Raw genomic sequence first — 12,321 nt, forward strand, 5'->3', positions numbered from 1 at the left:
AAGCTAGCCCGCGGTGGGCGTCAGCACCGTCGGTGCGGTCGGTTCGGCGAGCGAAGGATAGTCGCGGCTGAAGTGCAGGCCGCGGCTCTCGTGGCGGGCTTGGGCCGAGCGCACGATCAGCTCGGCCACCTGCACCAGGTTGCGCAGCTCCAGCAGGTCGCGCGTGACGTGGAAGTTGGCATAGAACTCCTGGATCTCGGCCTGCAGCAGCGCGATGCGGTGGCTCGCGCGCTCCAGGCGCTTGTTGGTGCGCACGATGCCCACGTAGTCCCACATGAAGCGGCGCAGCTCGTCCCAGTTGTGCGAGATCACGACCGCCTCGTCGGCATCGGTGACGCGGCTGTCGTCCCAGGCGGGCAGTTCGGCGCGCGCAGGCACGGGCGCCCCGGCGATCGCGTCGGCCGCGGCGCGCGCGAACACCATGCACTCGACCAGCGAGTTGCTGGCCAGCCGGTTGGCGCCATGCAGCCCGGTGCAGGCGGTCTCGCCGATGGCGTAGAGGCCGGGCACGTCGGTGCGCCCGGCGAGGTCGCTCAGCACGCCGCCGCAGGTGTAGTGCGCGGCCGGCACCACCGGGATCGGCTCGCGCGTGATGTCGATGCCTAGCTCGGCGCAGCGCGCGAGGATGTTGGGGAAGTGTTCCTGCAGGAAGGCGGCGGGCTGGTGCGAGATGTCCAGGTACACGCAATCCAGGCCGTGCTTCTTCATCTCGAAGTCGATGGCGCGCGCCACCACGTCGCGCGGCGCGAGTTCGGCGCGCGCGTCGTGGGTGGGCATGAAGCGCGTCCCGTCGGGCAACTTGAGCAGCCCGCCTTCGCCCCGCACCGCTTCGCTGATCAGGAAGGACTTGGCATGCGGGTGGTAGAGGCAGGTCGGGTGGAACTGGATGAACTCCATGTTCGACACCCGGCAGCCCGCGCGCCAGGCCGCGGCGATGCCGTCGCCGGTGGCGGTGTCGGGGTTGGTGGTGTAGAGGTAGACCTTGCCCGCGCCGCCCGTGGCCAGGATGGTGTGCGGCGCGCGGAAGGCCAGCACCTCGTCGGTGGCGTCGTCGAGCGCGTAGAGGCCCACGCAGGCCGGGTCGGCCAGGCCCAGCTTGGGGCCGGTGACCAGGTCGACCAGCGTGTGGTGCTCGAACAGCGTGATGTTGGGGGTGCGGCGCACGCGCTCGATCAGCACCTGCTGCACGGCCGCGCCGGTGGCGTCGGTGGCGTGCACGATGCGGCGCTGGCTGTGGCCGCCCTCGCGCGTCAGGTGCAGGCCGCCGTCTTCTTCCGAGAAGGGCACGCCCAGTTCGCGCAGCCAGCCGATGGCCTGGGGCGCGCCTTCGACCACAAGCCGCGTGGCCTCGGGGTCGCAGAGGCCGGCCCCGGCCACCAGCGTGTCTTCCACATGGGCGTCGAAGCTGTCGCCCGCGGCCAGCACGGCCGCGATGCCGCCCTGCGCCCAGGCGCTGGAGCCGTCGTTCAGGGCCCGCTTGGTGAGCACGGCCACGCGGTGGGTGGGCGCCAGGTGCAGCGCGGCGGAGAGGCCGGCGAGGCCGCTGCCGACGATCAGGACATCGAAATCTTGTGAAGCCATCGAGGAAGTGCCAAGTTCGGGATCGGTGACAGGTCGGGCGGCAGGGGGCGGCGAAGCGAAGCGCGGTGCGCGAAGCCTGGGGGCGAGCCCTACACAGGGGAGTAGGCCAGGCGCACGTAGATGGGTGCGAACGCTTCGGCCTGGGTGATGTCGATCAGCGTTTCCTTGGCCAGCTCGAGCATCGCGATGAAGGTCACGATCAGCACCGGGGCGCCACGCGAGACGTCGAAGAGTTTCTCGAACTCCACGAACTGGCGCCCTTGCAGATGGCGCAGCACCACGCTCATGTGCTCGCGCACGCTCAGTTCCTCGCGCGAGATCTTGTGGTGCTGCACGAGCTTGGCGCGCTTGAGGATGTCGGCCCAGGCCTCGCGCAGGTCGACCACGTTCATCTCGGGGAAGCGCGGCTTGAGCGACTGCTCGATGTAGACCTGCGCCTTCCAGAAGTCGCGGCCGTAGGTCGGCATGGCGTTGAGCGAGGCGGCCTGCAGCTTGGTCTGCTCGTACTCGAGCAGGCGGCGCACGAGTTCGGCGCGCGGGTCCTCGGCCTCTTCGCCGTCGGCCACCTTCTTGGGCGGCAGCAGCATGCGCGACTTGATCTCGATCAGCATCGCCGCCATCAGCAGGTACTCGGCGGCGAGTTCGAGGTTGGTCTGGCGCACCTGGTCGACGTAGGTCAGGTACTGGCGCGTCAGCCCGGCCATCGGGATGTCGAGGATGTTGAAGTTCTGCTTGCGGATCAGGTAGAGCAGCAGGTCCAGCGGCCCCTCGAAGGCCTCCAGGAAGACCTGCAGCGCTTCGGGCGGGATGTACAGGTCGTTGGGCAGCGCGAACAGCGGCTCGCCGTACAGGCGCGCCAGCGCCACCTGGTCCACCACCTCGGGCATGGTGGCGAGCACCGGTTCGCTGTCGTCCGGCGGGGCGGCAGCCTGCTTGCGCACCGGCTTACTTGGCCTGGGTCTGGTAGACGTAGGGCTGTTGCGCCACGCGGGCCTGGCCGTACTCGTCGAGCTGGCTGCGGTCGAGCTTCTTGTCCCACAGCAGGGCACGTCCGGCGCGCTGTTCCGCCTCGAGCGAGGGCTTCTTGCGCTTGAGTTCGTCGATGAACTGGGTGGCGTCGGAGGTGTAGTGGGGGCGGTTGAAGATGGACATAGACTGGAACCTTTGGTGCGCGATTTTACGGGGGCCGCGACATGGCATGCGAAAAATGGGGCAAGGCGCTGGTTTTGAGCCTCCTGCTGGCGCTGGCCGCCTGCGACAACCAGGCCATCCGCGAGCTGGAAGAGGGCGTCGCGACCGAGGCCGACGTGCGGGCGCGCTTCGGCACGCCGGAGAACGTCTGGGACAGCCCGGCCGGCCGGGTCTTCGAATACAACCGCCAGCCCCAGGGCCAGAAGAACTACATGATCACCATCGGCGCCGATGGCCGCATGAGCGCGCTGCGCCAGGTGCTCACGCCGCAGAACTTCGCCAAGGTGCAGCCCGGCATGGCGATGGAAGAACTGCGCAAGCTCCTGGGCAAGCCGGCCAAGGTCACGCCCTATGCGCTCAAGCGCGAGACCGAATGGGAGTGGCGCTGGGTGCAGCCGCCCAATGCGCCGATGGTCTTCACCGCGGTGCTCAACGACGACCAGCGCGTGCTGCGCAGCGGCTCGTCGCCCGACCGCGCGACCGAGGCGCCCTGAGCGCCTGCCGATTCAGGGGGCGCCGCCGCCTGGAATCACCGCATCGGCCGTGGCGCCGATGACCTTGCCGCCGATGCGCACCGTCCCCACCACCGCATCCGCCGCCAGCCCGACCGCCGAGGCGCCCACGCCGACCACGGTGCTGGTCACCGCGACCACTGCGCAGCCGCCGAGCAGGCCTGCCAGCGAAACGCACAGGAGGAGGCTGAGAAGTTTCATGGTCGGATGTCGGTTCAGAACGTGTGAAGGACGCGTCGCGAGCGCCCCTAGCCTGCCAAGGCTGAGTTCTGGAGCGGAGCCGCACTCTCGTGCGGTGAGCACCGCAGATGCGGGATCGGGGTGCGCAGCAGCTTCATTCGCACGTTCTCAGCGCACGCGCATGCCGGGCACTGCGCCCGGCCAGGGTTCGAGCACGTGGATGCCCGGATGGGCCTTTTCGTCGGCGTGGCTCGCGGCCAGGACCATGCCTTCGCTGACGCCGAACTTCATCTTGCGCGGCGCCAGGTTGGCGACCAGCACCGTGAGCTTGCCCACCAGTTGCCCGGGCTGGTAGGCCGAGGCGATGCCGCTGAACACGTTGCGTGTGTTGGCTTCGCCCGCGTCGAGCGTCAGGCGCAGCAGCTTGGTCGAGCCCTCGACCTTCTCGCAGGCCACGATCTTCGCGATGCGCAGGTCGATCTTGGCGAAATCGTCGATGGTGATGGTCGGTGCGATGGCTTCACCGCCCGGCAGTGCCTCGGCGGCCGGTGCTTCGGCGGCGGCAGGTGGGGCTTCGGCGGGCTCGAACAGCGCATCCAGCAGCTTCGGGTCGACGCGCTGCGTCAGGTGCTTGTAGTCGCCGATCGCGTGGCCGGCCGGCAGGGCCGTGGCCGCATCGCGCCACTGCAGCGGCGCGATCGCGAGGAAGCTCTCGACGTTCTTCGCCAGCGCCGGCAGCACCGGCTTCAGGTACAGCGTGAGCAGGCGGAAGGCCTCGATGCAGACCGTGCACACGTCGTGCAGCCGCGCCTCCATGCCTTCCTTCTTCGCCAGTTCCCAGGGCTTGTTGGCATCGACGTACTCGTTCACGCGGTCGGCCAGCGCCATCGTGTCGCGCAGCGCGCGCGCCGTGTCGCGACCGTCGTACAGCACGCGCAGGGCCTCGGCCTCGGCGCGCAGGGCCGAGAGCAGGGCCGCGCCGTCTTCCGACACCGTGCCCAGCTGGCCGCCGAAGCGCTTGCCGATGAAGCCCGCCGCGCGGCTCGCGATGTTGATGTATTTGCCCACCAGGTCGCTGTTGACGCGCGCCACGAAGTCGTCGGGGTTGAAGTCGATGTCCTCGTTGCGGCCGCTGAGCTTGGCCGCGAGGTAGTAGCGCAGGTGCTCGGGGTTGAGCCCGGTCGACAGGTACTTGAGCGGGTCGATGCCGGTGCCGCGGCTCTTGCTCATCTTCTCGCCGCTGACCGTGAGGTGGCCGTGCACGTACACGGCGTTGGGCGCCTTGCGGCCGCTGAAGTGCAGCATCGCGGGCCAGAACAGCGTGTGGAAGGTGATGATGTCCTTGCCGATGAAATGCACCTGCTCCAGCTCGGGATCGGCCATGTACTCGGTGTAGGAGATGCCGTCGCCGCCCAGTTCGATGCAGCGCTTGTCGAGCAGGTTCTTGAGCGAGGCCAGGTAGCCCACGGGGGCGTCCAGCCACACGTAGAAGTACTTGCCCGGCGCATCGGGGATCTCGATGCCGAAGTAGGGCGCGTCGCGGCTGATGTCCCAGTCGCCCAGGCCGCCCTTGCCCTCGTCGTCCTTGTAGAGCCACTCGCGGATCTTGTTCTGCACCTCGGGCTGCACATGGCCGGGCGCGGTGGTCCATTCCTTGAGGAAGGCCTCGCAGCGCGGGTCCGAGAGCTTGAAGAAGAAGTGGTCGGAGCTGCGCAGCTCGGGCTTGGCGCCCGACAGCGCCGAGTAGGGGTTGATCAGCTCGGTGGGCGCGTACACGGCGCCGCAGACCTCGCAGTTGTCGCCGTACTGGTCCTTGGCGTGGCACTTCGGGCACTCGCCCTTGATGAAGCGGTCGGCCAGGAACATGCCCTTCTCGGGGTCGTAGAACTGCTCGACGCTGCGGGTCTCGATCAGGCCGGCCTTGTCGCGCAGGTCGCGGTAGATGGCCTGCGCCAGGTCGTGGTTCTCGGGCGAATCGGTCGAGCTCCAGTTGTCGAAGGCGATGTGGAAGCCGTCGAGGTAGGGCTTGCGACCGGCCGCGATCTCGGCCACGAAGGCCTGCGGCGTCACGCCGGCCTTGTCGGCCGCGATGGTGATGGCCGCGCCGTGCGCGTCGTCGGCACAGACGAAGTTCACGTCGGCGCCATGCATTCGCTGCGCCCGCACCCAGATGTCGGCCTGGATGTACTCCATGATGTGGCCGATGTGGAACTTGCCGTTGGCGTAGGGCAGGGCGGTGGTGACGAAGAGCTTGCGCTGAGGCATCGAAGGGCGCTTTCTGGGAGGGTCCATGTCGGCGCGCAGCACGACGTGCGCTGCGGCGGTGGGGAGGGGCATTTTAGGTTGTCCTTTAGGTTGCCCGTGTCCCCCTTCAGCTCGCCGCCTGAGCTGCCTACTTGCGCGCCAGCGGGATCTGCAGGTTGGTCGGCCGGTTGGCCTCGGTGTCGAAGCCGCGTCCGTCGACATGGCGTGCGCCCCAGAACAGCAGGCCGTTCGAAAGGTGGACCAGGTCGAACTCCATGAAGTTCCTGCCCTGGACCAGGCCGAAGGGCGCGAAGCTCTTGCCGAAGATGCTCTGGGCCGTGCCGACTTCCCACTTGGCATAGCCCTGGTTCGCCACCTGGTTGAGCAGGTCGGCGAAGCCCTGCAGCAGCGGCGTCACCTCGTAGGCCTCGTCGGCCACGAAGTCGACCTTCTGCGCGCCGGGCGCCACCGGGTGCTCGCCGCGCCAGGCCACATGGCCGCGGATGACGATGCGCGCCAGCGGCACCTTGCCGTAGGCGTCGGCCGAATTGACGATCGCCAGTTCGAAGCGGTCACCCGCGAGGTAGCTGAAGTCGCGCTTCAGATAGAAGGGCTTGAGCGTGCCGTCGGCATTCCTGGCCGCGCTGGGCCGGACTTCGGTGGCAAGGCTGGTCCATTCGCCCACAAGGGCTTGCTGGATCTGTTCGACGGTCATGGCGGATGCTCCTGGGGTGGTGGGGGTGTGAAGAGGAGAGGCGGTGCCGCAGGCGGCGAGCGCCAGCGGGATCAGCAGGCTGGAGGCGATTTTCCACATGTCGGGTCCTTTGCGAGCAATTTCTATGACGATCATCATAGTGCAGAATTATGATGACTGTCATAGTGGCGCAGAATCGGAGGCGAAAGGTGGCGAGCAAGTCATGGCGAAGGAAGTTCGGGATCGCATGGTCGACGGCGCGATGGTGCTGCTGGGAAGGCGCGGCCTGCACGCGACCTCGTTCTCCGAAGTGCTGGCCGCGACCGGCGCGCCGCGCGGCTCGCTCTACCACCACTTCCCGGCCGGCAAGGACCAGCTGATGGCCGCGGCGGTCGACCGGGCCGGCGCCGTACTGGTCGATGCGCTCGAGCGCTGCGCGGGCGCGCGGGCCGATGCGGTGGTGGCGCAGTTCCTGGCCATCTGGCGCGCCGTGTTGACGCGCTCGGCCTGCGAGGCCGGCTGCGCCGTGCTGGCCGTGACGGTCGCCACCGATTCGGCCGAGCTGCTGTCGCATGCGACGGCGGTGTTCCGGGCCTGGCGCGAGCGGCTGGCCGACCTGCTCGAGCAGGGCGGGCTCGGGGCCGCGCAGGCGCGCAGCTTCGCCATGATGCTGATCGCCTCCGCCGAAGGCGCGGTGGTGCTGAGCCGGGCCGACCATGGCATCGAGCCCTTCGAGGCCGTGGCACAGCAACTGCTCGAGCAGGTGGGGCGCATGCTGCCGCCCGAAGCCGCGGCCTGAGCACGGCCGCCCAGGCCATGGACAGCTTCACCCTCATGATGCTCGGGCCCATCGCGGCCTCGGTGGCGGCCTTCGCCTGGCTGGGCTTCAGCGGCTCGCGCCGTGCGCTGGTCGCCGCGCTGCTGCTGGCGTTGACTACCTTGCTGTTCCGGGGCTGGATCGCCTGGAACCTGCGCGATGGCCTGTTTGACTTCTTCACGCCGGCCTCCACCGGCGCGCTGGCCTGGCACAAGTTCTGGGCCCATTACTGGCCCGAGCCGCTGGCCGGGTGCGCCTTCACCCTGGCAGCCCTGGGGCTGTTCCGCTGGCGCAGGCGGCGCAGCGGCACCGGCTGAGCCGCGCCGCTATGCTTCAGGCCCAGGCCGTGCCCGCGGCGCCCCGATTCGACGACGAGAGAAGAGAGAACTGCCGATGACTGCTTCCATCCCTGCCACCCTGATCGCCGGCGACGGCATCGGTCCCGAGATCGTCGACGCCACGCTGGCCGCCTTCGACGCGCTCAAGGCCCCCTTCGCATGGGACCGCCAGGTCGCCGGCCTGGGCGGCGTGCAGCAGTCGGGCGACCCGCTGCCGGCCGCCACGCTCGACAGCATCCGGCGCACGCGCCTGGCGCTCAAGGGCCCGCTGGAAACGCCCTCGGGCGGCGGCTACCGCTCGTCGAACGTGCGGCTGCGGGAGGAATTCCAGCTCTACGCCAACCTGCGCCCCGCGCTCACCGTGATCCCCGGCGGGCGCTTCGACAAGATCGACCTGGTGGTGGTGCGCGAGAACCTCGAGGGCCTCTACATCGGCCACGAGCACTACGTGCGCATCGACGACGACCCGCATGCGGTGGGCATGGCGACCGGCATCAACACCCGCCAGGGCTGCCACCGCCTGCTTGAGTACGCCTTCGACACCGCCATCGCCACCGGCCGCAAGAAGGTCACGCTGGTGCACAAGGCCAACATCATGAAGGTGCTGACCGGCCTGTTCCTCGAGACCGGCTTGCGCCTGTACGAGGAGCCGCGCTACAAGGGCAAGTTCGAGCTCGAGACCATCATCGTCGACGCCTGCGCGATGAAGCTGGTGCTCAACCCCTGGCAGTTCGACATGCTGGTCACGACCAACCTGTTCGGCGACATCCTGTCGGACCTGGTGGCCGGCCTGGTCGGCGGCCTGGGCATGGCGCCCGGCGCCAACATCGGCACCGACGCGGCGATCTTCGAGGCGGTGCACGGCTCGGCGCCCGACATCGCCGGCAAGGGCATCGCCAACCCGACCGCCCTGCTGCTGGCCGGCGCGCTGATGCTCGACCACTGCAAGCTCAACGCCGAGGCCACGCGGCTGCGCCGGGCCATCGACGAGACGCTCAACATCGACAAGGTGCGCACCGGCGACCTGGGCGGCACGGCCAACACCGCGGCCTTCACCAAGGCGCTGGTGGCGCGCATCCAGGGTGGTGCCTGAGATGTCGGAGCCCGTGGCGCCCACGGCCCGGCCGGTGCCGATCCTCTCGCTGCTCGAGACCCGCGTGCTCGGCGTGCTGGTCGAGAAGCAGCGCACCGTGCCCGACAGCTACCCGCTGACACTCAACGCGCTGCTGTCCGGCTGCAACCAGAAGACCAGCCGCAACCCGGTGCTCGAGGTCAGCGACGCCGAGGCGCAGGCCGCCATCGACAGCCTCAAGGGCTACAGCCTGGTCGACGAGAGCAGCGGCGGCCGCGCCTCGCGCTATGCGCACAACATGGACCGGGTGCTGCGCATTCCCTCGCAGTCGTCGATCCTGCTGACCGTGCTGATGCTGCGCGGCCCGCAGACCGCGGGCGAACTGCGCATCGCCTGCGAGCGCATGCACAACTTCGCCGACATCTCGGCCGTCGAGGGCTTCCTCGACGAGCTGGCCGAGCGCCCGGCCGGCGCGCTGGTGATGAAGCTGCCGCGCCTGCCCGGCGCGCGCGAGGGCCGCTGGGCGCATCTGCTGAGCGGCGAACCGGCCCCCGAGGCCTTTGCCGCGGCCGCCACGTACGGCGGGCAGGGTGCGGGCAGCGACGTGTCGCTGGGCGAGGTCGCGGCCCTCAAGGCCAACGTGGCGCGGCTCGAGGCCGAGCTGACCGACCTGAAGGCGCTGGTGGGGCGGATCGCGTCGGAACTGGGGATTCAGGCGGACAGCGCTGCCTGATCTGCGTGCCTTGCGTTCAGGGCGTGCGCAACAAGGTCGACGCTTGCGCGAGGGATGGCGCGAGCCGGTCGCGCAGGGTCGTGACCACCTGGCCCAGAGGCCGCAGCGCCATGCCGTTCTTCCGGAGGAAGGCATGCCACAGCGCCTGGCGTGAGGGATCGCTGGCGAACTCGTCGCTCAGCCCCAGCGGCGGAGAGCCTGGCACGGCCATGCCACGTCGAATGAACGTCGCGGCAATGGCGCGGGCCAGCGTGTCGGCATCCAGCGCTTCGCGTTCCAGGAGGACCGACAGGTCCAGGTAGTCCTTGAGCCGGCTGTTGGTCATGCCGAGCACGGTGATCGCGTGCAGCTTTTCCGATATGACGGTGTAGACCGGGTAAGCGCGCAAGCGCGGCGCGGGCAGGTCGGGGATCAGCACGGGGTAGGTCGCATCGGTGGGCTCGGGCGTGACGGCGTCACCGAAGCCGATGTCGATCTGTGTCTTGCAACGTGCCTTTGCCACATCTGCGTCCATCAAGACCCGGGCTCCGGCATACCCCGCATCCTTGCGGATGTCCTCGACCTTGACCGAGGCCGGATCGAAGCGGATGCCGTCCTCCACGGCCACGCTCGCAATGTCGCGGAAGGCCTGGGCGACAGACACCAGGTCGCTGGGGCCAAAGCCGAGCAGATCGGCGTCGCGCGTCGCGCGGTGGGGCATGTCGTACCAGAGCGTGAACAGCAGCGCGCCCTTGAGCACGAAGCGATCGGCATGCGCCGACTGGCTCAGGCGGTACAGCATTCGCTCGAGAGCAAAGCGCACCAGCACCTGGTTGAAGTCCACGCCCTGGGCCTTGGCCAGATTCAGCAGGCGCGCCCGGAGGGATGCTGCAAGGTCCTTGCTCATTCGATCGCCTCCAGATAGGGCCGCATCACGTTGGTCACGCGGCAGATCTTGGCGTAGTGCCACAGCTCGTCCGTCGATGCTCTGCGTTGGGCGCGCACGTCCCGCAGTGCTTCCAGCGCCACGTCCAGTCCGATCTTGTTGCGGTGCTTGAAGCAATCGACCACGGTGCGGGCGGCGCCGTAGACACGCAGCGGAACTTGATTGCGTTCGACCACCTCGATGCCCGCCGCGTAGGCCGCGTCGGAAACCTGAATCATCTTGAGTGGGGGGTAGTCGATCCGCGGCACATGGCTGCCGCGCGGCATGGCGATCCAGACCTGACGCGGCAGCTGTGTCGTCAGCGCATGGAATTGCAGTGCGGTGAGCAGGCAGAACACGGCCTGGGGAACCCGGGTGGCGATGGTCGTCAGGCTCTCGTGTTCCAGGCCGTCACGCTCGGGCAGACGGTAAAGGCCGCGGCCGACTTTCTCCACCAGGCTGGCAGCGCTCAGGCGCGTCAGCACCATGCGAGGCACCTCGATGGCATCGAGATCGCTGGGGCGCAGCATCCCCTTCTGGGCAAGCAGGTCGAGGACCTGCCGGGCGTGGGTGTCCGGTCTCATGGTGCGAGTAGTATGTTCCTTTTTTTCGTCAAATATATTTACTTGACGAAAAAATGGAACATCTAAGGGGCACTGCGCAAGGCTTCTGCGGACCTGGCGCTCCGGCCCCCCGCCCAGCCGAAGAACCCACAGATCGCCTCCCGCTGCCGCATCGCATCGGCCCGCCCCAGCGCCATCAGCTCGCGCGTGAAGCCGGGCTCGAACAGCAGGTAACTCGCGAGCGCCGCGCTCTGGGCCGGCGCGCCGCCTTCGCCCGGATTCGTGCCGCTGGCCAGCAGGCGGCGCACCGCGCGCGGCAGGGTCTCGGTGTGGCGCGCGGCGATGGCGTCGATGCGTTCCGAGGGTGCGATCAGCAGCAGTTCGATCGGCCGCAGCCGGGTGCGCGCGCGGGCCTCGGGCGGGATCAGCGCCAGCGTGTCGTTGATGCGCAGCGCCCGCTCGACGTCCACGGCCAGCGCGTCGAGGAAGATGCTCGACATGGCATGGCCCGCGATCTGCGCCAGCGTCGGTTCGCCGCTGAAGGTGGTGGGCGCGCCCGCGTCGAAGGGTTCGTGCATGCGGCCCGCGCCGATCGCGAGGATGCGCTCGGCGCCCAGGTGGATGGCCGCGGCCGTGGGCGCCGTCTGGCGCATCGAGCCGTCGCCGAAGTACTCGGTGTGGCCGCGCATCGGCAGTCCGGCCGCGGGGAACACGAAGGGAATCGCGGAGGAGGCCAGCAGGTGCGCATGCGTGATGCGGTCGGCCACCGCGACGCGCTGCGAGCGTGTCCAGGGCTGCATCGGCCGCCGCGATTCGAAGAAGGTCACGTGCTCGCCCGAGCTGTAGCTCGAGGCCGTGACCGCCAGCGCATCGAGGTGGCCGTCGCGCATCAGCCCGGGCAGCCGCTCGAAATGCACCAGCTGCTGGAGCAGTTCGCCCAGCGGCGCGTTGTCCAGCAGCGAGCGCGGCTTGAGCCGCAGCCAGCGGGCCAGCAGCTGGCCGATGCCCAGGATCAGCCGCCAGCGCGCCGCCGCGTCGAGCATGGCGTAGGTGTCGGTGCGGTAGACGTCGTGCGCATGGAGCGCGCCCCAGACCTCGACCATGTGGGCGACGGCGCCGTCGAAATCGTCGGCCCGGCAGGCCAGAGCCGCGGCGTTGATGGCGCCGGCCGAGGTGCCGGTGATGATCGGGAACGGATTGCCCGCCGCGCCGGCCCCGGCCTCGCGGCGCAGGGCGGCGATCGCTTCGAGCACGCCCACCTGGTAGGCCGCGCGGGCGCCGCCGCCGGTGAGCAGCAGGCCGGTGACGGCCGGGGCCGGCGCGGCGGGCAATCCGTTCCCGATCATCACCGGCACCTCGGCCGGCGCCATCAACGCCGCGGCTCTGGCCTGCCGGGCCGACGATTTCGACGGCGCCGTCGCCCACATGGTCGAGGTCTGGGGCGCGCTCCATGCGCACGACGTCTACCGCACCGACACCTACGCCATGCTCG

At 69.2% G+C, this 12,321-nt stretch carries 15 protein-coding genes; 6 read left to right on the plus strand and 9 right to left on the minus strand.

The genetic code is table 11. From position 1 onward, the window contains the following. Nucleotides 1-3: 3 nt before the first annotated feature. From nadB to A9977_RS12045, 3 genes are all read right to left on the minus strand, one after another. The gene (gene nadB, locus A9977_RS12035; RefSeq protein WP_183025080.1) at nt 4-1,581 is read right to left on the minus strand and encodes an L-aspartate oxidase; all 1,578 of its coding nucleotides are present in this window, start codon (nt 1,579-1,581) and stop codon (nt 4-6) included. An 89-nt stretch (nt 1,582-1,670) separates the two neighbouring features. After that, a complete protein-coding gene (locus A9977_RS12040) occupies nt 1,671-2,468 on the minus strand; it encodes a ScpA family protein (protein ID WP_183025099.1) in 798 nt (265 codons plus the stop codon). A gap of 58 nt (nt 2,469-2,526) precedes the next feature. Next, the gene (locus A9977_RS12045; protein ID WP_183025081.1) at nt 2,527-2,733 is read right to left on the minus strand and encodes a DUF3460 family protein; all 207 of its coding nucleotides are present in this window, start codon (nt 2,731-2,733) and stop codon (nt 2,527-2,529) included. Between the two features lie 41 nt (nt 2,734-2,774). Here A9977_RS12045 and A9977_RS12050 point away from each other — a divergent pair, with 41 nt between their 5' ends. Then, on the plus strand, nt 2,775-3,266 hold the full coding sequence (locus A9977_RS12050) for an outer membrane protein assembly factor BamE (RefSeq protein ID WP_183025082.1): 492 nt from the start codon (nt 2,775-2,777) through the stop codon (nt 3,264-3,266). Between the two features lie 12 nt (nt 3,267-3,278). Here A9977_RS12050 and A9977_RS12055 read toward each other — a convergent pair whose 3' ends face one another. From A9977_RS12055 to A9977_RS12065, 3 genes are all read right to left on the minus strand, one after another. Then, a complete protein-coding gene (locus A9977_RS12055) occupies nt 3,279-3,485 on the minus strand; it encodes a hypothetical protein (protein WP_183025083.1) in 207 nt (68 codons plus the stop codon). Nucleotides 3,486-3,632: 147 nt separating this feature from the next. Continuing rightward, nucleotides 3,633-5,729, minus strand: a complete 2,097-nt coding sequence (metG, locus tag A9977_RS12060) for a methionine--tRNA ligase (RefSeq protein ID WP_183025100.1) — start codon at nt 5,727-5,729, stop codon at nt 3,633-3,635. Nucleotides 5,730-5,856: 127 nt separating this feature from the next. Further along, nucleotides 5,857-6,522, minus strand: a complete 666-nt coding sequence (locus A9977_RS12065; RefSeq protein ID WP_259651922.1) for a hypothetical protein — start codon at nt 6,520-6,522, stop codon at nt 5,857-5,859. Between the two features lie 103 nt (nt 6,523-6,625). Between A9977_RS12065 and A9977_RS12070 the strand changes: the two genes are divergently transcribed. The 4 genes from A9977_RS12070 to A9977_RS12085 all read left to right on the plus strand — a co-directional run bounded on the left by A9977_RS12070 (nt 6,626) and on the right by A9977_RS12085 (nt 9,362). Beyond that, nucleotides 6,626-7,201, plus strand: a complete 576-nt coding sequence (locus A9977_RS12070; protein ID WP_183025084.1) for a TetR/AcrR family transcriptional regulator — start codon at nt 6,626-6,628, stop codon at nt 7,199-7,201. Between the two features lie 17 nt (nt 7,202-7,218). Beyond that, nucleotides 7,219-7,536, plus strand: coding sequence for a hypothetical protein (locus tag A9977_RS12075; RefSeq protein WP_183025085.1), 318 nt, complete (start codon nt 7,219-7,221; stop codon nt 7,534-7,536). Between the two features lie 76 nt (nt 7,537-7,612). After that, nucleotides 7,613-8,650, plus strand: coding sequence for an isocitrate/isopropylmalate dehydrogenase family protein (locus A9977_RS12080; protein ID WP_183025086.1), 1,038 nt, complete (start codon nt 7,613-7,615; stop codon nt 8,648-8,650). 1 nt (nt 8,651) lies between these two features. Beyond that, nucleotides 8,652-9,362: a YceH family protein gene (locus tag A9977_RS12085; protein WP_183025087.1), complete on the plus strand. Its 711-nt coding sequence runs from the start codon at nt 8,652-8,654 to the stop codon at nt 9,360-9,362. A gap of 16 nt (nt 9,363-9,378) precedes the next feature. Here A9977_RS12085 and A9977_RS12090 read toward each other — a convergent pair whose 3' ends face one another. The 3 genes from A9977_RS12090 to A9977_RS12100 all read right to left on the minus strand — a co-directional run bounded on the left by A9977_RS12090 (nt 9,379) and on the right by A9977_RS12100 (nt 12,175). Further along, on the minus strand, nt 9,379-10,248 hold the full coding sequence (locus A9977_RS12090; RefSeq protein WP_183025088.1) for a nucleotidyl transferase AbiEii/AbiGii toxin family protein: 870 nt from the start codon (nt 10,246-10,248) through the stop codon (nt 9,379-9,381). Next, nucleotides 10,245-10,850 carry a type IV toxin-antitoxin system AbiEi family antitoxin domain-containing protein gene (locus A9977_RS12095; RefSeq protein WP_183025089.1) on the minus strand — a complete coding sequence of 202 codons (606 nt, stop codon included), beginning with the start codon at nt 10,848-10,850 and terminating at the stop codon, nt 10,245-10,247. Before A9977_RS12095 ends, A9977_RS12090 begins: the two co-directional genes overlap by 4 nt. Before the next feature lie 62 nt (nt 10,851-10,912). Continuing rightward, nucleotides 10,913-12,175, minus strand: coding sequence for a patatin-like phospholipase family protein (locus A9977_RS12100; protein WP_259651923.1), 1,263 nt, complete (start codon nt 12,173-12,175; stop codon nt 10,913-10,915). Between A9977_RS12100 and A9977_RS12105 the strand changes: the two genes are divergently transcribed. Then, nucleotides 12,132-12,321, plus strand: a 190-nt coding sequence (locus A9977_RS12105; RefSeq protein WP_310936119.1) for a patatin-like phospholipase family protein, incomplete at its 3' end; no start/stop codon positions are given. The two genes, A9977_RS12100 and A9977_RS12105, sit on opposite strands and share 44 nt — an antisense overlap.

This window comes from Variovorax sp. UMC13 (assembly GCF_014170375.1).
Lineage (GTDB): Bacteria > Pseudomonadota > Gammaproteobacteria > Burkholderiales > Burkholderiaceae_C > Variovorax.

Coding starts and splice junctions, on each gene's coding strand:
- nadB (WP_183025080.1), bottom strand. CDS start 1,581: ATGGCTTCACAAGATTTCGATGTCCTGATCGTCGGCAGCGGCCTCGCC.
- A9977_RS12040 (WP_183025099.1), bottom strand. CDS start 2,468: ATGCCCGAGGTGGTGGACCAGGTGGCGCTGGCGCGCCTGTACGGCGAG.
- A9977_RS12045 (WP_183025081.1), bottom strand. CDS start 2,733: ATGTCCATCTTCAACCGCCCCCACTACACCTCCGACGCCACCCAGTTC.
- A9977_RS12050 (WP_183025082.1), top strand. CDS start 2,775: ATGGCATGCGAAAAATGGGGCAAGGCGCTGGTTTTGAGCCTCCTGCTG.
- A9977_RS12055 (WP_183025083.1), bottom strand. CDS start 3,485: ATGAAACTTCTCAGCCTCCTCCTGTGCGTTTCGCTGGCAGGCCTGCTC.
- metG (WP_183025100.1), bottom strand. CDS start 5,729: ATGCCTCAGCGCAAGCTCTTCGTCACCACCGCCCTGCCCTACGCCAAC.
- A9977_RS12065 (WP_259651922.1), bottom strand. CDS start 6,522: ATGTGGAAAATCGCCTCCAGCCTGCTGATCCCGCTGGCGCTCGCCGCC.
- A9977_RS12070 (WP_183025084.1), top strand. CDS start 6,626: ATGGCGAAGGAAGTTCGGGATCGCATGGTCGACGGCGCGATGGTGCTG.
- A9977_RS12075 (WP_183025085.1), top strand. CDS start 7,219: ATGGACAGCTTCACCCTCATGATGCTCGGGCCCATCGCGGCCTCGGTG.
- A9977_RS12080 (WP_183025086.1), top strand. CDS start 7,613: ATGACTGCTTCCATCCCTGCCACCCTGATCGCCGGCGACGGCATCGGT.
- A9977_RS12085 (WP_183025087.1), top strand. CDS start 8,652: ATGTCGGAGCCCGTGGCGCCCACGGCCCGGCCGGTGCCGATCCTCTCG.
- A9977_RS12090 (WP_183025088.1), bottom strand. CDS start 10,248: ATGAGCAAGGACCTTGCAGCATCCCTCCGGGCGCGCCTGCTGAATCTG.
- A9977_RS12095 (WP_183025089.1), bottom strand. CDS start 10,850: ATGAGACCGGACACCCACGCCCGGCAGGTCCTCGACCTGCTTGCCCAG.
- A9977_RS12100 (WP_259651923.1), bottom strand. CDS start 12,175: ATGATCGGGAACGGATTGCCCGCCGCGCCGGCCCCGGCCGTCACCGGC.